At 35.8% G+C, this 19,206-nt stretch carries 17 protein-coding genes and 1 pseudogene; 15 read left to right on the forward strand and 3 right to left on the reverse strand.

The window, feature by feature from the left end; translation table 11 throughout:
- Positions 1–691: pseudogene (locus tag GILLI_RS06970) on the forward strand (IS91 family transposase); the annotation flags it as partial.
- Between the two features lie 282 nt (positions 692–973).
- Here GILLI_RS06970 and GILLI_RS06975 read toward each other — a convergent pair.
- The 3 genes from GILLI_RS06975 to xerA form a co-directional block, all read right to left on the reverse strand.
- Complete coding sequence (locus GILLI_RS06975) at positions 974–1,402, reverse strand: hypothetical protein (RefSeq protein WP_006988399.1); 429 nt, start codon at positions 1,400–1,402, stop codon at positions 974–976.
- Between the two features lie 101 nt (positions 1,403–1,503).
- Entirely contained in the window at positions 1,504–1,704 is a 201-nt protein-coding gene (locus tag GILLI_RS06980) for a barstar family protein (protein WP_006988400.1), read from the reverse strand.
- 73 nt (positions 1,705–1,777) lie between these two features.
- Positions 1,778–2,902: a site-specific tyrosine recombinase/integron integrase gene (gene xerA, locus GILLI_RS06985; RefSeq protein WP_006988401.1), complete on the reverse strand. Its 1,125-nt coding sequence runs from the start codon at positions 2,900–2,902 to the stop codon at positions 1,778–1,780.
- A gap of 98 nt (positions 2,903–3,000) precedes the next feature.
- On the opposite strand from xerA, the gene GILLI_RS06990 reads away from it, so the two are divergent.
- From GILLI_RS06990 to GILLI_RS07060, 14 genes are all read left to right on the forward strand, one after another.
- Entirely contained in the window at positions 3,001–3,387 is a 387-nt protein-coding gene (locus tag GILLI_RS06990; protein WP_006988402.1) for a hypothetical protein, read from the forward strand.
- Positions 3,388–5,162: 1,775 nt separating this feature from the next.
- Positions 5,163–5,519: a single-stranded DNA-binding protein gene (locus GILLI_RS07000; RefSeq protein ID WP_006988404.1), complete on the forward strand. Its 357-nt coding sequence runs from the start codon at positions 5,163–5,165 to the stop codon at positions 5,517–5,519.
- Between the two features lie 79 nt (positions 5,520–5,598).
- Entirely contained in the window at positions 5,599–6,048 is a 450-nt protein-coding gene (locus GILLI_RS07005) for a JAB domain-containing protein (RefSeq protein WP_006988405.1), read from the forward strand.
- A 450-nt stretch (positions 6,049–6,498) separates the two neighbouring features.
- A complete protein-coding gene (locus GILLI_RS07010; RefSeq protein ID WP_040506888.1) occupies positions 6,499–6,879 on the forward strand; it encodes a BfmA/BtgA family mobilization protein in 381 nt (126 codons plus the stop codon).
- An 11-nt stretch (positions 6,880–6,890) separates the two neighbouring features.
- Positions 6,891–7,922 (forward strand): MobB family relaxase, encoded by a 1,032-nt coding sequence (mobB, locus tag GILLI_RS07015; RefSeq protein WP_006988407.1) that lies wholly within the window; start codon positions 6,891–6,893, stop codon positions 7,920–7,922.
- Positions 7,923–7,931: 9 nt separating this feature from the next.
- Entirely contained in the window at positions 7,932–9,515 is a 1,584-nt protein-coding gene (locus tag GILLI_RS07020; protein WP_040506480.1) for a type IV secretory system conjugative DNA transfer family protein, read from the forward strand.
- 109 nt (positions 9,516–9,624) lie between these two features.
- Positions 9,625–10,350 (forward strand): DUF6088 family protein, encoded by a 726-nt coding sequence (locus GILLI_RS07025; RefSeq protein ID WP_006988409.1) that lies wholly within the window; start codon positions 9,625–9,627, stop codon positions 10,348–10,350.
- Entirely contained in the window at positions 10,350–11,330 is a 981-nt protein-coding gene (locus GILLI_RS07030; protein WP_006988410.1) for a nucleotidyl transferase AbiEii/AbiGii toxin family protein, read from the forward strand. Before GILLI_RS07025 ends, GILLI_RS07030 begins: the two co-directional genes overlap by 1 nt.
- A 514-nt stretch (positions 11,331–11,844) precedes the next feature.
- Positions 11,845–12,048: a helix-turn-helix domain-containing protein gene (locus GILLI_RS07035; protein WP_006988411.1), complete on the forward strand. Its 204-nt coding sequence runs from the start codon at positions 11,845–11,847 to the stop codon at positions 12,046–12,048.
- Positions 12,049–13,653, forward strand: coding sequence for a type I restriction-modification system subunit M (locus GILLI_RS07040; RefSeq protein ID WP_006988412.1), 1,605 nt, complete (start codon positions 12,049–12,051; stop codon positions 13,651–13,653). It abuts the gene before it with no gap.
- A complete protein-coding gene (locus tag GILLI_RS18040) occupies positions 13,637–14,908 on the forward strand; it encodes a restriction endonuclease subunit S (RefSeq protein WP_006988413.1) in 1,272 nt (423 codons plus the stop codon). The genes GILLI_RS07040 and GILLI_RS18040 overlap by 17 nt, the downstream gene beginning before the upstream one ends.
- Complete coding sequence (locus tag GILLI_RS07050) at positions 14,901–18,584, forward strand: YobI family P-loop NTPase (protein ID WP_006988414.1); 3,684 nt, start codon at positions 14,901–14,903, stop codon at positions 18,582–18,584. The genes GILLI_RS18040 and GILLI_RS07050 overlap by 8 nt, the downstream gene beginning before the upstream one ends.
- Positions 18,585–18,587: 3 nt before the next feature.
- The gene (locus GILLI_RS18615; protein ID WP_006988415.1) at positions 18,588–18,773 is read left to right on the forward strand and encodes a hypothetical protein; all 186 of its coding nucleotides are present in this window, start codon (positions 18,588–18,590) and stop codon (positions 18,771–18,773) included.
- A 109-nt stretch (positions 18,774–18,882) separates the two neighbouring features.
- A complete protein-coding gene (locus GILLI_RS07060; protein ID WP_245545611.1) occupies positions 18,883–19,182 on the forward strand; it encodes a virulence RhuM family protein in 300 nt (99 codons plus the stop codon).
- Positions 19,183–19,206 lie beyond the last annotated feature (24 nt).

Here is a 19,206-nt window from a genome sequence, read left to right on the forward strand (position 1 = left end):
TTGAGCCTGCATCCGCACTTGCATTGCATTGTGCCAGGAGGTGGGTTGAGCAAAGCAGGGAAATGGAAAAAAGCAAAGAACCACAGCAAATACTTGTTCAACGTAAAATCTATGAGCCAGGTGTTTAGGTCAAAGTACGTAGCTGAGCTTAAGAAAAAGTGAGTTGAAAATTTCTACAAAAAGTTTACAATACGGTATTCAGACAAAAAAGTGGGTCGTGTATGCCAAACAACCTTTTAGAAGCCCGAAATATGTCATTGAATACTTAGGTAGATACACCCATAAAATAGCCATTAGTAATCATCGGATTGCTAAAGTTGACAGCAAGGACAGAAGGGTGACTTTTACTGGCAAAGAGTATCGGCACGGTGGCAGGAAAACTAGCTTAACGTTATCTACCCAAGAGTTTATCCGGCGGTTTGCCCTACATATCTTACCCAAAGGATTTACCCGGATACGGCATTATGGCATTTTGAGCAGCAGCTGGAAAAGGGAGAAGTTGCCAAAACTACAAGCCGAACTCGCCACTAAAAAGATAGAAATCAACAAAACAAGACAGCCGCTTTTGCATCGTCGATGCCCTATTTGTAAAAAAGGAAAACTGCGTACAATACTACTGTTTGATGGACGAGGGCCACCTGCAGATTGGAGAGAACTCCTAAAAGATAAAAAATTGATTATGGGCAACTAAGAATTGATCTGCGAAGGCGGACAGATCCTGCTATGCCTCAACTTTAAAATTAAATGATTAAAGCCAAAGATTGTAAAGAGAGATACCGAAAAAAACAAAAATGCAATTAGAAATGGAGTGAGTTCAATACAATTTGAAGCTTCAAGTAAAAGTTCCTCATCCGATTATCCTTCCTTAAATCCATCGTTTTACCCATAGAGAAATTTCCACCGGATTCGTCAACACAATATTCAGCTCTTGCCTATCGGCGAGCCGAATACTTAGTTATTGGCGGTAGTTTTTTTATTCCGTTAATATTCTATTCAGTTTTGGAAATTCAATTTCAATTTTTCTTCCTGGTTCGTATCCATATTCCAATCCGACGTCTAATAATCCTTTCAGAGAATTTTTCCTTTCCGTTTCTAATTTCGATGCAAGTTTTATAAATTCCGTTTCGTTCATTTTATAAACTATGTCCGAAAGAACTGTTCCTAAATCATAGCATCCAGCTCCTCCACCACACCAAAATTCGGTCAGTTCCGATAATGCGTTTGAGTTTTTATTCAGCGTTTGAGTAATCAATTCGGTCAGTTTGTTATTTTGTTCAAGAGATTGTCCGATATACAAGTCTTGTCCGATTTCGATTCCGTCCACTTCACTTTCTTTACAACTCAAAATTGTTAATATCAGCAATAAATATATTGACAAGTTCCTCATTTTAAAGTTTTGCATTCTTTCATTTAGTAATCTGTTGCGATTATCAAATTCGGTTTTTCTCCGACCTCTATTTTTCTATAATTAACAAAAGCTCCACATTCCAATATAGCGTTAAATCATTCAGGTTCGTTTTCCTTCAAGTATTTTCCATTGTCAATTTGCAAAATAGTTGGTTCGTCAGTCAGTTCGTCAACGCAGTCAATCCAAGCATTCATAGTTTCTCCATAATAATCTGGAAAGTTCATTTCTTTCTTAAATTCAGAGTGGAATGTTTTCCAATTTTTTAACTTTTTCCCTTTAATTATGAATTTTTGCATTGTTGTTTCTCAAATTACCGCCAACGTACTTATAAATGCATTGGTACATTTATATCTACCTTGTCTTTACCGGCTAATCTAGCGGATTTTTGATTTTAAAAAAAATATTTGTTGCCACGTGGGTATAAATTTCTGTGGTTTTACTGCTTTTATGTCCAAGGAGCACCTGGATATAACGCAAATCTGTGCCATTTTCCAAAAGATGGGTAGCAAAAGAATGACGCAAAATATGCGGGGTTACCCTTTTTCGTATTCCCGCCTTACGGGCGGCCTCTTTGACGATCTTTACCACACTTTCTGCAGAATACTGGTTTCCTTTGGGCCCTTCAAACAGGTGCGTTTTTGGACGCCATTCCAGGAAATATTTTCTTAGATCTATGAGCAGTTTTTCAGAAAGGATAGTATACCTGTCTTTGTTTCCCTTACCAGAGCAAACTCTTATTACCATACGCTTGCTGTCTATATCATCAGGTTTAAGATTGAGGACTTCACCTCTTCTCAATCCTGCCGAATACAATAGGCTCACAATGCAGCGGTGCTTGACGTTATTGGTCTTTTCAATGATAGCCAACACATCTTCTTTCGCAAGTACCTGGGGCAATTTTTCTTCAACCCTTGGCCGCTCCATTCCGTAGAAACGGTTGGGCATCTCCATTACTACTTCATAGTAGAATTTAATAGCATTTATTGCTTGGTTGATGTATGAGTTGGAACTGCCTTCCTGTATAAGTTTTTGCAAATAGGCTCGTATATCATTTTCATTGATACTTTCGGGTTCAATATGCCTGTAATGGTTTATAAATGCTTCAAAACAGGAAACGTAAGTTTTTACGGTATTGTTGGCATACCGCTTTAATTCCAGCTTTAATAGGTAGCTCTCCGGGCAACGCCTATAATCATCACCGTGCTTGCGCTTCCTGAACCAGGCAACATCAATGGCCTCATTGTTCCGGCTAAATCCACTGTTAGTGAAAAAATGGTTGCAATTCACCCAGGCCACACCCCGAAACTTTTCAAAGATTGCATCCAGCGCTGCGGGAGAATTCGGTATATAGTTCATATTGAATTCCTCGCTCCATTTAATATTTGGTAGTTCATTTACCAAGGCGTGCAATACTTTGTCTGTGAAAAATTTCATTCCTATACATTTCTCCTTTCCTATCACCAAGTTCTTCAGGGTGATGTATTTTCTGTCCATTTGAATTTACTTTTATATTTATTCTTGTATAAAAGTAACCTCAGAAGTATCGCAAACTGTTTATTATCCGTATATTATACGAATAAATAACTAATGTGATGGATGACAAAAGATACTGCTTGTCCTGTAACAAAAAATTAGAAGGCAGAAGAGATAAAAAGTTTTGTGATCCCTATTGTAAAAGCAATTATCATTATCAAAAAGCTCAAAAAGGCGCCGGTAGTTTTTACGCCAGAGTTGATCGCCAGTTAAAAACCAACAGAAGGATACTAAAAAGTTTCAATAAAGCTGGAAAAGCTACTGTAAGAGCGGAAATTTTACTGCAGCAAGGTTTTAATCCTACATTCTTTAGCCATTATTGGAAAAATAAAAGCGGAGATATATATTTATTCGTTTATGAATTCGGGTTCCTCTCCAAAATTGAAAATGGAAAAAAGAAATATATCCTGGTGAAATGGCAATCTTATATGGAAAACTTCAAATAATAAAACTCGCTACGGCTTCGCCTCTCTAACTCCCAGATAACCGGAAAAAGAATCGGGAAAACTTTTAAACCTTTCATCTATAACATTTATCAAGCTCATCTAAAAAGATTTTGCTAAAATATTATTAATTATGTTATTTAGGTATATATAATTCCATTTTTAATTAAAAAACCCTCCTTTCTATAAAAGGTCCCAATCAAAATCTCCTATCCCTTTTAAACAGTACTGCCAACCCCTCAGCACATTCGCCTCCACTCCGCTTCTCTCCATTTCGTGGAAAGAGCTTCGTCGAGTGGTCTTGGATACTGCCGGAAAAGGGGGGAGCTTGACGTTACACAACCTCTAGCGATATTACTTCAAGGCAATAGAACCTACCTCACTCCCAGAATTTATTTTCCGCCAGAGTCCGCTAGTTAGTTTTATAAAAAATTGTTCTCATTAAAAAGGAAAATTATAGATATTACCACGAACCTCTTTATTTACTGCTTCCCAAAAAATTTATCCAAAGTATCGATAATTGAGCATCCAACCCCTCAGCACATTCTCCTTCATTCTGTTTCTCTATATTCCACAAAAGCTACATTTCGGGCAAAGAGCTTCCCTAAAAAGGTCTTGGACACAACTCCAAAGATTCCGATTTCCTTTCCACTTGTCCGCTTGTTCCCGAGAAAAGTCGGGAAGCGGCCAAACTCCATTCCCAGCTACACCTTTAAAGTTAAGTCCGCTTTAGATCCTACTTCAAAAAAATAATCCGTTTCCCTAACCCACTCAGCCCATTCCCCTACATTCCGCGAAAAGCTTCATTCCGGGAAAAGAGCTTCACTACATAAGTCTTGGACAATTTGAAAGCTTCCAATTTCCATTGCGCTAACCCTGCCAGAAAATTGGCAGGAACACTACAATCCAATCTACATCTTTAAAGTCGAGTCCGCCATAATTCCTACCTAACAAGAATAATCCGTTTTCGTAACCCATTCAGCCCATTCCCCTACATTCCGCGAAAAGCTGCATTTCGGGAAAAGCGCTTCACTACAAAGGTCTTGGACACGACTCCAAAGCTTCCGATTTCCATTCCACTTGCCCGCTCATTCCCGAGAAAAATCGGGAAGCGGCCAAACTCCATTCCCTTCTACATCTTTGAAGTCAAGTCCGCTTTAGATTCTGGTTCAAAAGGATAATCCAATTTCCACAACCCGCTCAGCACATTCCCCTGCATTCCGCAAAGAACTTCATTCCGGGAAAAGAGCTTCACTACAAAAAGTCTTGGAAACAATCCAAAAATTACACATATCCATTTCGCACCCCCGATAAAAAATCGGTACGCTTCATTACAACCAGTAATTTTTGGATTAAGTCCGCTAGTCCGGAATTCCATTTATTATTCCTTTTCCTCTTCAATTCCTTTAATACTTACCAGGTTTATTTAAACCCACTCCCCTGCCTCCACTGTCTTAACCTTTTTTGTAATGCAAAATACCATGATTTAGAAGTTAGTCCAGACTGCATAAAGCCGGTCCCTGCGCTCCCTTTTTATAAGTCCTCCCTAATTCTAAATCCTGAAACTGTATAAGCATCAAAAAAGGTAACAGTGAAGGCTCTACGGGAAGTAAATTTTAAATCAGAAACAATGAAATCGTATCAAATCCATAAAACTGAAGCGGAAAAAGAGTTAAAAAATCAAAAAAGGAAAACGCTCAGGATACAATAAGTAAATTTTTTAAACCTACCTGTGGGTGATAGCAGGAAACAAATAAATTCATTTAAATTTTTCAATCATGAGTACACTCAGAAACAAAGTTCAGTTAATCGGAAATGTGGGGAACGCCCCAGAAATCAAGAACCTGGAAAGCGGCAAAAAAGTAGCCAACTTTTCTCTTGCAACCAATGAATTTTATAAAGATTCAAAAGGTGAAAAAGTACAGGACACCCAATGGCACAATATTGTAGCCTGGGGAAAAACTGCGGAGATTGTAGAGAAATATGCCGGGAAAGGCAAAGAAATCGCCCTCGAAGGTAAATTGAGCTCCCGCTCCTATGAAACCAGCGATGGTGAGAAAAGGTACGTTACCGAAGTGATAGCCAGTGAAATCCTGTTACTAGGTAGCAGGAACGAAAATGACACTAACCAATAGTGTTTAAAAAATAAAGAGGGCGTTCCGTTCAAAGTAGCGCCCTCTTTATCAATATCAACCCTTTTTAAAATAGATCAATATGAAAACTAAAGTTAATGAAATTTCGATAAAATATCAGGGAAATCTTAAAATGAATCAGGCACCTAAGATTACCTCATCCGCTAGTGCCGTGGAACTATTATTTGATTCGTGGGATAAAGACCGCATTGGCTTACAGGAATGCTTCAAAGTCATGCTTTTAAACAATTCCAATAAAGTGAAGGGAATTTTTGAAGTTTCAACCGGGGGAATAACAGGTACGCTGGTGGATGTAAGAATTCTTTTTGCAGTGATTTTAAAGTCACTTTCAACATCAATAATTATTTCGCACAACCATCCGTCAGGAAATTTAAAGCCCAGCGAAGCAGATAAACAACTGACTAATAAAATTAAAAATGCAGGTGAATTTTTAGATATAAAATTATTGGATCATCTCATCATTATTCCTGATGGGAATTACTTCTCTTTTGCTGATGAAGGAATTTTGTAATCTTAGCTTCTTAAATTGAAAATTTTAAAAAGATCTGGCGAGTCCGGATCTTTTTTTATGGGATAAATTTTCAATTTATGTATTAAAAGATGTATATTTAAAATGCTGAAATTCAGCATACATAATTTTATATAGCTATCCTATTTTTGACTTTCGCTGGTAGCTATATCCATCCACATTTTACATACAGGAATTTTTAAATTCCGAAAAAGGCAATTGGCGTTTAGTCAAATTGTATGAAATTTTTGTCCCGCTGGGCGGGACGAAAAGGAATAGCAAGAGGGTAACGGGCAAAGCCACGTTATATATTCCTTTTCTATTTTAATCCATTGATTTTCAATGCTTTGAAAATCAATGGATTATAAAGGTTTCTTCGATTTGCGTCAAATGCCCTGAAACAGCTTGTAAACAGGGATGGATTTACGTCAAATGCACAAAAAAGCGAAAGAAATGGACTCCTTCATCACAATCAGGTTTAAGCGGGCAACTGCCAAACGTTTTCAGGAATTTTCCAAAACACACTTCAAATCGCACACCGAAGCAATGGCCACGATGCTCGATTTTTTCTTCTGCAACGAAATCTCGCCACGTGAAAAATTGGGCCCTACCGGAAGGACGATCGAGGCCAAACTTCTCAAAAGAATCAATGCGGTAATTGCCATAATGAGGGATATGGAAAAAACCCAGACCAAACCGACCGTGGCGATGATGGAATCACTTTTCCAGGCTGAAGAACCCAAAAGGAAGCCTCTCATTTTGGAAAAGAAATTCACGGAGGAAAGGAAGGAAGTTCGGTTTCAAGAAAAGCGAAATACCAGTAATGAACCTTAAAATTTGAAGCTATGTACATCACTATCACACCACAAACAATGGGAGGAAATTATTCCAAAAGTTCAGCGGATTTTGTGGGCTATCTGGAAAAGGAAAACCAAGGATTGGAACAAGAGGAACTGGAGCATTTTTTCAACCAATATGGCGATGAGATTTCGGCCGAGGAAGTGGTCAGGGAAATCGATGGCAACACCGCAAAATTGGAAAAGACAGAACCGAGATTTTACTCCATAACCGTTAGTCCTTCAAAATATGAACTGAACCGTTTGCAAAACCACAGCGAAGATCTGAAAAAATATACCCGCGAGCTGATGAAAGATTATGTGTCTTCCTTTAACCGGGAAATAAAAGGGCGACCGATCAATATTGATGACATAAAGTATTATGCAAAAATTGAGCATCAACGGACATTTAAGGGAACAGATAGGCAGGTGCGGGAAAACCAGCCATTTGCGACAAAAATACTTCAGCTAAAAAACGGTATCCGAAAAGTGGAGCGTGGCGAACTCCCCGGTAATATCAAAACAATGAAACAGGAAATCCAAAAATTAGAAAAGGCAGCTCCACATCAACAGAACGGAAAACGGATCGTACAGGGAATGCAAAAGGAAGGCAGCCAGAGCCATATTCATATTATCGTAAGTCGAAAGGATGCTTCCAACAGGTTTAGCCTATCTCCAGGAAGTAAATACAAAGCTTCCGATGTTGAATTAAATGGTAAGACGGTAAAACGAGGATTTGATCGGGATGGATTTTTCGAGAAAGCTGAAAAGACTTTCGATAAGACTTTCGGCTACCAGCGGAATTTTGCCGAGACCTACAAGGCTCGGAAAGATTTCATCAAAAACCCAAAGATCTATTTTGCTTCCCTGATGAAACTCCCCACCAATGAAAAAGCATTGGCGTTTAAAATAATGGGCAAAGCTGGCATTCCAATAATGCCCAGTATTCCTGTTACACAGGCTCAGTTGGCGATGAAAATATTCAATGGGCTTCGACGTGGTGTGGATGTGGCAATAAAATCAAGTTCCATAGGGATCTAAATTTAAATTATGCAGATGGACAATTTCTTAACGGTATTTCTAATTATTGGTTTTGCCAGTACTGTTTTCTATGGAATGTATCGGGTAAGCAGATTCGCCTTCCTTGTCAATTTTATAATACTTGGTGCCCTTATGTTTTATTTAAATGAAGAAACATCATTGGTATTAATAGCACTTTATTTGGTCTGCCCTCTGACATTAATTAATGTAGGGATGTATGTGTTTTTACATAAAACTGACAAGCCTAAAAGTGGAAATATCAAATATCGGGTTAACTTTCCCACAACCAAAGGAAATTTTAAACTAGAAAACATCAAACGTGGTGCATCGGTTATTGGTTCTGCTGGAAGCGGAAAGACTGAAAGCGTGGTTTACGGTTTCCTGAAACACTTCCGGAAAGAAGGTTATTGTGGAATCATCCACGACTACAAAGATTTTGAACTTACCGAAATGGCCTACCCCCTATTTAAGAATAGTGACATTCCGTTTAAGGTCATTTCCTTCGATAAAATAATTCACAGAGTAAATCCTATAGCTCCACGCTATTTAGAGAACGAGGAAAGCGTAAATGAGGTATCAAGGGTGCTAATTGAAAACCTATTAGAACAACGAGAATCTGGGACAAGTGGAACGACCAAATTTTTCAATGATGCTGCGGAAGGGTTGATTGGTGGATTAATTTGGAAACTTAAAACTACGTATCCTCAATTTTGTACACTTCCACATTTGATCGCTATATATCAGTTTCTGGACACGGATAGCCTTATCCAATTTCTGGAAACCAATACCACATCCAGAGCAATGGCGGATGCATTTATTAGTGGTAAGGATTCTGAAAGACAGACTGCTGGCGTAAAAAGCACTTTAGCAAATGCGCTGAAACGAATTAGCACTCAGAGGATATTTATGGCATTATCGGCAGACGAAGTACCGCTGAATATCAATAGTGAAGATAATCCTGCAATAATTTCAATTGTGAACAATCCAAAATTTGACACTTCTTATTCGCCTGTTATCGCTACAATCATCCATACGATTACCAAGCAAATGAGTGTTCGGGATTCCAGGACATCTTTCCTACTCATGGAGGAAGCACCTACTATACGCTTACTGAATATGCACCGAATTCCCGCAACATTGCGGAGTTATGACATCGCAACGATTTACGTGATGCAGGACAAGATTCAGAACGATATGATGTATGGCGATAAAGCAAGTAAGGCAATTTTGAGTAATCTGTCTTATCAGTTTTTCGGAAAGGTCAACGATCCTGACACCGCTAAATATTACGAACGTTTCTTTGAAATAGTCAAAGATCCGACAAAAAATGTAAGCCGAGGTTATAACCTTGATTTTGATACCCGCGTCACAACAGGAGAGAAGGAAATCCCAAAAATTCGAGCTGATGTTTTCTTTCGATTGAAGCAGGGGGAGTTTATTACTTATGCGGATGGGAAGGATAAAAAAGTTCAGTTTAAATTGCAAAAGATTGAGAGAGAACTCCCAAAGGGTGCTAAAGAGATTTCTAATGCAGATTTAGAGGCTAATTTTGAGAGGATTTATGAGGAAGCACGGTCTATTTTTAATAAATAATATATTTACCAAATCTATTACTGAAATATTACTACCTTTATAGTCAAGTAAAAACCGGAAAAAACTTGACAAGTATTGCTGTAATGAGTATCTTTGTCCTGTCATAACTATGAATATAACAACATCAATAAAGACCAAAGTCGCTCGTATAGATACTGGAGAAGTATTTACATACGATACATTGTCTATTCCCCAAAGCGAATTTTCTGCTGCTGCAAAGGCTTTAAGCCGTATGGTGTCCAATGGCGTAATCAAGAGGTATAAAAATGGGATGTACTATAAACCTAAACAAACCGCTTTTGGAGAACTAAAACCAAGAGAGGATGAATTGCTTAAAAATTATCTCTTTGAGAACAATAAACAAATTGCATACATAACCGGGGTTCGATTATACAACCAACTTGGATTGACCACCCAAGTTTCTAAAGTTGTAAGATTGGCAAGCAAGGATAAAGAGATAAAGACGAAAATAGGAAACCTTGTTATAAAACCTGCCAAGAGTTACGTGCCTGTTACAAGAAAGAATGTGCCTTTATTGCAACTATTGGACGTAATGAAAGATTTTAAGAACATTCCAGATATGGACAAAAAGAGAGCTGTTGATTTTCTAAAGAAACAGATTGAAAATCTTTCGGCTGAAGATAAAGGCAAGTTGACCAATTTTGCAAAAGCATACCCACCAAAAGTTAGGGCTTTATTGGGAGCACTTCTTGAAACCCTTTCCCTTAACGAATTAAGTGAATCACTTAAAGAAACAATTAATTATTTGAGCAGTTATGAATTTGGTATATCCGAAAAAACATTGCCTACAATCTCAAACTGGAACATTGCCTAATGAAATTACATAATTATAAAGACGCCTTTGAAGGCGCAATCGTCGCAACTGCTCAGCACTTTGGAATTGCCGAAATCTATGTTGAAAAGGATTATTGGGTAACTTTTGCCCTCAAAAAAATTTTTACCGATCCCAGTTCCAAAGACATCGCTGTTTTTAAAGGTGGAACATCCCTTTCCAAATGCTTTAAAATCATTGAACGTTTTTCTGAAGATATTGATATGGTCGTGATTAAAGAAGATGGAGAATCGGAAAATTCATTAAAACGAAAACTCAAAAAAGTAACAAACGTATTGGAAGCTGAAATGACTGTTGTTCCAAATCACCCATTGGAAAACAAACGTGGTAAGATTAGAAAAGTAGTCTATGGGTATAACAAGGTTGGAGTTAAAGGAGCGTATGGTCAAGTTCGGGACCAAATTGTTCTGGAAGTTTCAAGTCTTGGTAATTCACATCCTTCGGAAAAAGTCAGTGTGCACTCAATGATTACGCAATTTATTGCCACAACCAATAGCCCAGACTTAATTAATGAATACCAACTTGAACCATTTAAGGTAACAGTAATCAGCATCGAGCGTACTTTTTGCGAAAAAATTATAAGCCTTGTCAGATTTTCATATACCGAAAACCCTTTGGAGGATTTGGCTAATAAAGTTCGTCACACCTACGATTTACACCAGTTGTTACAAGAAAATAGAATTTCCACTTTTTTGAAATCGGATGATTTTGAAACAATGCTTATACAGGTAGGAAAAGATGATGACAAAGCTATACCCAACGATAAGGAATGGTTGTCCAAACATCCATCAGAATCTTTGTTTTTTAGCGAAACCGAAAAAGTTTGGAAAACTTTGAGCAAAACTTATGTTGGCTCTTTTAAGGAGTTACTAACGGGAGATCTTCCTGATGAAAAGGATGTGCTACAATCATTGATGAAGATTGGGTCAAGGCTTAAAGAGATAAAATGGAATTTTAATTAAGTTATTATTGACAAAATAAAAGAGGCAGCCGACAAGCGCATTGAACATTTACAAAACGTTCGCGAAATGGTGCTAAAACTTATTTTCAGCACGATTTTGATTGTTCGCTTTTCCAAGACAAGAATCTTAACGATATAAGTAATTCCGAAGAATAGAAAGAACTATTTGAAAATCTAGGGACACTTACGGGACCAATTTTATATTGGTTTGAAATACTTCCAACTACAACAAACGAAGATGTAAGAAGTGCCATTTCCTTATATAAACAATCCACAGAATCTAAATCAGTTCTTTTGCAATTAGAATTACAGCAAAATAATGAAAAATAGGTCAAAACATTTGTGAATTCGGGGCGCAGTGCGTCCCGGATTAAATAGATATTCAGAAATAATATTATACCTATTTGGTCCCAATAATAAATGTTTGTTGAGTAAGTATGTTTATAATTAAATACTCATATAATGAGATATTTAAGAAAATTTTATAAATTAGGGTTTTCGTAATATTTTAGTAAATGAACCGAATCAAAGCAGTTCTAGAAGAAAAGGACTTAACGCAAAAATGGCTTGCTACTAAGATGGCAAAAAGCTATAATATGGTTAACTCTTATGCGCAGAACAGAAGACAACCCAGTTTGGAAGATTTATATCGAATAGCCGAAATCTTAAATGTAGAAGCAAAAGAATTACTATTAGAAAATAAAGACCGAAAATTATAAATGGCCAAGAAAAAAACAACCAAACAACCTGCCCGTCAACCGTCAAAAGATAAAAAGTCAGGCGGGAAATCTATTGAAGAAAGCCTCTGGGATGCGGCCAATAAATTGCGTGGTTCCATCGAACCTTCAGAATATAAACACGTAGTCCTTGGGCTTATATTTCTGAAATTTGCCAATGATAAATTTGAGGAACGCCGGAAAGATCTTCTCGCAGAAGGCAAAGAAAAATACCTCGAGATGAAGGACTTCTATAATATGAAGAATGTCTTTTTTCTTTCAGAAACTTCTCGATGGAATTATATTATAAAAAATGCCAAACAGGACGATATCGCCTTAAAAATAGATACCGCCCTTAATCAAATTGAAAAGAACAATCCTTCCCTAAAAGGCGCTTTGCCCGATAATTATTTTTCCCGCTTGGGACTGGACAAGAGTAAATTGGCCTCACTTTTAGATACCATTAATAAAATTGATACCCAGAAAGATAAATCTCAGGATATTGTGGGACGCGTATATGAATATTTTTTATCCAATTTCGCATTGGCAGAAGGAAAAGGAAAGGGAGAGTTTTATACACCAAAGAGTATTGTAAATCTCATTGCCGAAATGATCGAGCCTTACAAAGGGATTATTTATGATCCGGCTTGTGGTTCGGGAGGTATGTTCGTACAGTCCATTAAGTTTATCGAAAGCCATCACGGCAGTAAACAAGAGATTTCTATTTATGGGCAGGAATATACCAACACCACTTATAAACTGGCAAAAATGAACCTTGCAATTCGGGGAATATCTGCCAACCTGGGTGAAAAAGCAGCCGATACCTTTAGCAACGACCAGCATAAAGATTTGAAAGCCGATTATATTATGGCGAATCCGCCTTTTAATCAAAAAGATTGGCGTGGGCAGCAGGAATTAATCGATGATCCACGTTGGATGGGTTATGAAGTTCCTCCTAAAAGCAATGCAAATTATGCCTGGATCCTTAATATGGTTTCCAAATTATCTCATGATGGGGTTGCGGGATTTATCCTGGCAAATGGCGCCCTTTCGGGTGGTGGAGAAGAGTATAAAATCCGGAGAAAGTTGGTCGAGAATAATTTGGTGGAAGCCATTGTGATTTTGCCTAGAAGTATGTTTTATACTACTGATATAAGCGTAACCGTTTGGATACTCAATAAGAACAAAAAAACGCATACGCGCTCTATTGGCGACGAAGAACGCCAGTACCGGGATCGCGAGGAAGAAGTTTTATTTATGGATTTACGACAGATTGGGGAACCATTTGAGAAAAAATTCATTCAGTTTAGTCCAAAACATATTCAAGATATCGCCGAAACCTATCATAATTGGCAACAGGCAATGACCGATTATAAAGATATTCCGGAATATTGTTATAGTGCCACCAAAGCGGATATTGAAAAGAAGGACTTTTCGTTGGTACCCAGCAAGTATATTGAGTTTGTAAACCGGGATGAAAATGTCGACTTTGATACTAAAATGTCAGCTCTACAAACTGAAATTACAGATTTGTTAAGTCAGGAGGAAGAAAGTAAAGGAGATTTATTAAAGGTTTTTAAAGAGCTGGGCTATGCGATCGAAGTATAAACGGTTATGCGATTATATTGAAATTGTCAACAAAAGAAATAAAAAGCTTGAAGTTGAAACTTTACTTGGGGTAAGTATCAAAAAAATGCTGATGCCTTCAATTGCGAATACTATTGGAACGGATATGTCCACCTATAAGATTATAAAGCGGAATCAATTTGCCTATGGTCCTGTAACTTCACGTAATGGCGATAAAATATCTATTGCTATTTTAGACGAATATGATAAAGCAATAGTTTCTCAAGCATATACAGTTTTCAAAATTATTGATGAAACAGAACTAAATCCTGAATATCTGATGATGTGGTTTAGGCGTTCTGAGTTTGATCGTTATGCCCGATTTAAATCCCACGGAAGTGCAAGAGAGACATTTGACTGGAGTGAACTATGCGAAACAGGACTTCCTATTCCTTCCATAGAAAAACAGCAAGAAATTGTAAAGGAATACAATGTGGTAAAAAACCGTATTACTTTAAATGAGCAACTCAACCAAAATCTGGAAAAAACTGCGCAGGCATTATATAAACATTGGTTTGTGGATTTTGAATTTCCAATCACCAAAGAAAATCATTCTAAACTTGTTTCAGGATCTAAACTCATTGGATATAAATCTGCCGGAGGTAAAATGGTTTATAATGAGGAAATGGATAAGGAGATTCCTGAGGGGTGGGGCATTTGTCCTTTTACGGAAATAGTTGGTATAGGTGGTGGTGGAACTCCTAAAACTTCAGTCATTGAGTATTGGAATGGTGACATTCCGTTCTATACTCCGGGCGATTTATCGAACAATTATTATGTTTTAAGCACCGTCAAACATATTTCAAATGCTGGATTGAAAAAATGCAGTAGTAAGTTATATCCTGTGAATACTTTATTTATAACTGCTAGAGGTGCAACTGTTGGTGGAATTGCTATTGCAGGGTTTCCCATGGCAATGAATCAAACATGCTATGCCATGACGGGCACCAATATAAACAACTATTTTGTTCATCAATTATGCCTAAATTTAATTGAAAAACTAAAAAGCGAAGCCATAGGAGCAACTTTTCAGGCTTTGGTGACTAAGGACTTCAATCACACAAATGTAATTTCCCCAAACAGAAATGTGATTGATTTGTATGGACATAAGGTCAAACCTTTATATAAATTTATATGGAAAATTGCTAATCAAACTCAAAGGTTAAAGCAATTCCAGAATCTTCTTCTTTCAAAAATGGCAACGATTGAGGATAAAATGATTCCTGTTTATGAATAGTAAAAAAATAAAGCAATCAGAGGCTAAGTCTGCTAAGGATAAAGCCAATATTCCTTTTCATTCACTTTCTCCAGTTAGTGACAAAGAAAAGCATAAGTATTATTGCGATGCACTTGAGTGGGCGCTTACAAATAGGAAAGAGAAAGACATTAAAAATATAGCTCTTACTGGGACTTATGGATCAGGTAAAAGTAGTATTCTAAAAACATTTCAAGAAAGGGAAGTAAAAGACCTGAGTTTTTTGAAAATTTCCTTGGCAACTTTTAAGGAAGAAAAAAACAAAACAGCTGAAAATTTTGAAAAGCTTGAGCAAAATGACTCCGATATCTCTGATAAAACTCATTTATCAGCTTCCACTAAGGAACCAGACAAGAAACCAGAAACTATATCTCAGGACAAGAATGATCAACTTCGATTAATAGAACTTAGTATACTTCAGCAAATATTCTATCACGAGAAAAATGATAACATTCCTGACTCTCGCTTTAAAAAAATAAGAAGTTTAAAACCAAGTGAGATAAAGACAGCAACTTGGGTGGTTTTTGGGCTAATCAGTTCATTTTACCTTTTCTTTTATTTTGATACTTTTCGAGTATTGTTCAATCTGCCAGAACCAAAAGTTTGGTTTGAATATATTATCAAAGCATTTGTTTTAACTGGCTTTATGGTTCTTTTTTATTTTTCTCTAAAGAGGGTAATTCAATTTTCTCAAAAGTTAACCATAAGTAAATTGAATTTCCAAAATTTAGAGATTCAGGTGTCCCAGTCTATAGATAAATCCATACTTAATGATCATCTGGACGAGATATTATACTTTTTTATAGCTACAAATTACAATGTCGTAATTATTGAGGATTTAGATCGATTTGAGCAAACAGAAATTTTCACAAAACTTAGGGAGATTAACCTTCTCATTAATAATTCTAAAGCAATTGATAGAACCGTAACATTTATTTATGCCGTACGGGACGAAATGTTTAAAGATAATGATAGAACAAAATTTTTCGATTTTATTATTCCCGTAATTCCTGTGATCAACTATTCAAATTCTAATGAGCAACTAAGCCGTGCTTTAGAAAAATTCGGTTATTCGTTATCCGTTGAATTGATTGATGAAGTCGCTTTTTATTTAGATGATATGCGACTATTGTACAATATCGTGAATGAGTTCCATATTTATTTTCAGAAATTTAAAGAAAAAAAATACCGGAATAAGCTTTTTGCTATGATGGTATATAAAAATATTTATCCTGAAGATTTTGTTCGTTTGGGACAAAATAAAGGACTTTTATATAAAAATTTAGTAGATAATAAAATGCTCTGGGTGAAGGAGACAATTCAGAAAATAGATCAAGATAATTCTAAATTAAAAGCAGAATTAGAGCAACTTGAGAGAATTTTCATTAATGATCTAGATGAATTGAAACGAATTTACTTAATGGAGTATATAAAAAAGGTTTTAAACCTCTCACACTTTCGAATTGAAAACACAAACTACACTATCGAAAAAATGTTAGAGGATGAAAATTTTGATAAACTAAAAAGTGGATCCATCAACTATATGGAAAATAATTATAATAGGGCATTTGCCTTTCAATTTTCTGATGTGGAATCACAAGTTGATCCTGAAAAATCCTATTCAGAGAGAAAGACTCAAATTGAGGGCAGAAATTCTGGGAGAATAGAAGACATCCGTGATAAAATAAAAAGTAATGAGGAAGAAAAGAGAAAAGTTCGAAATTCTAAAATAAAATATCTTTTAAGGGACAAAAAAATTTCTCTCTCATCAACACCTTCCAAACAGGAGCAGTTGATTGTTTTACTTATTCGTAACGGATATATAGGAGAAGACTATCTTAATTATATTTCCTATTTCTATCCCGGTAGCATAACGGAAAAGGATCATTGGTTTTTAATGAACGTAAGAAATGAATCTGAGAGTGAATTTGACTATGAACTTGATGAAGTAAATAATGTAATCAAAAAAATAAGTGATTCTGAATTCGAAAAAAGCTATGTTTTAAATTATAATTTGTTGGACACCTTTTTAGAGAGTCAGAAATTTATTTTGAAAAGGGATATATTTCTTCAGCAATTATCTAATGAATCAGATATTTCAGTAAAATTTATTTACTCCTATATCAAGGTAGGTCAAAATACCGGCTTATTCATAAAAAATTTATGCGCCAGTTGGATAAATATTTGGAGATTTATTGAACAGGACAGCACCCTTTCCGAAGATGAAAAATTAATTTATCTCTCTTTAATTCTTAAGAATGGTGAAATTGACGACATTGAGAAAATAGCTTCCGCCTCACAATTGGAAGCTGCTATGAATCAAAATTCAGATTTTTTATCGATAATTGATGATTCAAAAAAACTTATTGAAATTATTGATCAGTTTGATCTGAAGTTTACCGCATTAAATTTCGAAGGATCGCCTAAGAAACTTAGGGAGTATATTTATTCTATGAATAACTATGCGATAAATCCGTATATGTTGAAAATAATGATTGACGAATTTGGTGAATATAGTGAGGATCTTTTCAATGAAAGTAATTATGCCGCGATTCAATCGTCTTGTTGTGAAACATTAATCGAGTACGTAAATAAGAATATTGAGAAATATATAAATTTTGTTTATTTAAAACTTAAGGGTAATTGCCAAGAAAAACAGGAGTATCTAATTAAGCTGCTTAACAATCCAGACATCAAAAAGAAAAGCAAGGAGAATATTATTATCCAGACTGAAACTTTGGTTAATTCCTTGGCTGATTTAGAACAGGCTGAAGAATTAAGCGACTTTCTAATTGAAAACTCAATGATAGAACCCACTTGGGAAAACATGATATTTGAATATAAAGAAAAGGAAAATTTATTTTCTGAAATACTTACCGTTTTTATCAATAAGCCAAAAAATGCTGAAAGTCTAAGTAAAAACTTAATATCAAAAGAAAAACAATTTTCAAATTTCAGAATTGCATTTTTGTTAAATAATAAAATTCTAGATGAACTATATGCTTCTTATTTAAAAGTATTCCCTTTTACATACAAAGAAATAAGTTTCCAAAATTTATCAGAGAAAAAAGTGGCTGCGTTAGTGGATCAGAATAAATTATCCTTTAATTCAGAAAATTATGAAAAGCTTAAATTAAATTTTGCTCCTCTAAACCTCACTTTTATTATTCTTAATATCTCAGAGTTTTTTAAAATTTATTCAGAAATAACTCTATCTGAGCCTGATTTGTCCAAACTCTTATCAAATTCCAAATTAGTTGATTCACTTAAAATTAATTTAATTGAAAAGTTCGAAGCTGAAAACACAATTGCCGACATTGAAACTCTGACTTTAATAGGAAAAATAGCTTTGAAACATACAAAGCTTAAATTATCCGATTCTACTATATCTTCCTTACTTTTAAAATCCTCATTGAACCCAAACGAAAAAATAGAATTATACATAAACAACCTTACTGCCTTAAATAGAGAATTCATAACTCCGTTCTTGAATGCCCTAGGAGGTGACTATAGACAATTAAATGCCAAAGGTCCTATGCCATATTTCAAGAAATCTGACCATTTGAGTGAATTTTTTGAGTATTTAAAACAGGAAGGTAAAATTTCGAAAATAAAAGAGAAGAAAGAATTCATTCAAGTTACAACATTTAGAAAATAAACAATGCCCGAAACCAACCGCATAGAATATAAACGTGAACTTTCCGAAGGTTTGGAAAAGGAAGTTGTGGCTTTTCTGGAGAAGAGATTTCTAACCATTTTGCAGTCGGGAAAATGGTTGCTATCGGTTCAGGCACAGGAAAATAAACAATTATTAAGAATTTCCGAACGGTTCAACACACAACAGTAAACGAATAATTATGCAAGAATCCAACTTTCTGTTATACACAGCACCCTCCGGAGATGTCCGGTTGGATGTAAGGCTTTTTGAGGAAAGTATTTGGCTTACTCAAAAAGCAATGGCAGAACTCTTTGCAGTTGGAGTGCCAGCTATAAGTAAACATTTTAGCAATATTTTTGAAAGTGGTGAACTGGTTGAAGATTCAGTTATTTCCATTTTGGAAACAACTGCCGCTGATGGCAATAACGTCAATAAGTTTTTAGAGTTTAACGAATACAAAGTTTTGAAGGGATTGGGCAAAAAGTCGAAAATGCAAGCAGATAAGAAAGCCTTTTCGGAATATGACAAGTTTAACAAAACACAAAAGATAGAATCTGATTTTGATAAGATGATAAAGAATTTAAAGAATAAGAAATGACGCTACACCTCACAAATTATAATT

It is taken from the genome of Gillisia limnaea DSM 15749 (assembly GCF_000243235.1).
Classification (GTDB): Bacteria; Bacteroidota; Bacteroidia; order Flavobacteriales; family Flavobacteriaceae; genus Gillisia; species Gillisia limnaea.

Bases quoted from the DNA above. Each gene is read 5' to 3' on its own strand.
- GILLI_RS06990 (WP_006988402.1), top strand. From the start codon at position 3,001: ATGGATGACAAAAGATACTGCTTGTCCTGTAACAAAAAATTAGAAGGC.
- GILLI_RS07010 (WP_040506888.1), top strand. From the start codon at position 6,499: ATGGACTCCTTCATCACAATCAGGTTTAAGCGGGCAACTGCCAAACGT.
- GILLI_RS07020 (WP_040506480.1), top strand. From the start codon at position 7,932: ATGCAGATGGACAATTTCTTAACGGTATTTCTAATTATTGGTTTTGCC.
- mobB (WP_006988407.1), top strand. From the start codon at position 6,891: ATGTACATCACTATCACACCACAAACAATGGGAGGAAATTATTCCAAA.
- xerA (WP_006988401.1), bottom strand. From the start codon at position 2,902: ATGGACAGAAAATACATCACCCTGAAGAACTTGGTGATAGGAAAGGAG.
- GILLI_RS06975 (WP_006988399.1), bottom strand. From the start codon at position 1,402: ATGCAAAACTTTAAAATGAGGAACTTGTCAATATATTTATTGCTGATA.
- GILLI_RS07035 (WP_006988411.1), top strand. From the start codon at position 11,845: ATGAACCGAATCAAAGCAGTTCTAGAAGAAAAGGACTTAACGCAAAAA.
- GILLI_RS18615 (WP_006988415.1), top strand. From the start codon at position 18,588: ATGCCCGAAACCAACCGCATAGAATATAAACGTGAACTTTCCGAAGGT.
- GILLI_RS07050 (WP_006988414.1), top strand. From the start codon at position 14,901: ATGAATAGTAAAAAAATAAAGCAATCAGAGGCTAAGTCTGCTAAGGAT.
- GILLI_RS07060 (WP_245545611.1), top strand. From the start codon at position 18,883: ATGGCAGAACTCTTTGCAGTTGGAGTGCCAGCTATAAGTAAACATTTT.
- GILLI_RS07005 (WP_006988405.1), top strand. From the start codon at position 5,599: ATGAAAACTAAAGTTAATGAAATTTCGATAAAATATCAGGGAAATCTT.
- GILLI_RS06980 (WP_006988400.1), bottom strand. From the start codon at position 1,704: ATGCAAAAATTCATAATTAAAGGGAAAAAGTTAAAAAATTGGAAAACA.
- GILLI_RS07000 (WP_006988404.1), top strand. From the start codon at position 5,163: ATGAGTACACTCAGAAACAAAGTTCAGTTAATCGGAAATGTGGGGAAC.
- GILLI_RS07040 (WP_006988412.1), top strand. From the start codon at position 12,049: ATGGCCAAGAAAAAAACAACCAAACAACCTGCCCGTCAACCGTCAAAA.
- GILLI_RS18040 (WP_006988413.1), top strand. From the start codon at position 13,637: ATGCGATCGAAGTATAAACGGTTATGCGATTATATTGAAATTGTCAAC.
- GILLI_RS07025 (WP_006988409.1), top strand. From the start codon at position 9,625: ATGAATATAACAACATCAATAAAGACCAAAGTCGCTCGTATAGATACT.
- GILLI_RS07030 (WP_006988410.1), top strand. From the start codon at position 10,350: ATGAAATTACATAATTATAAAGACGCCTTTGAAGGCGCAATCGTCGCA.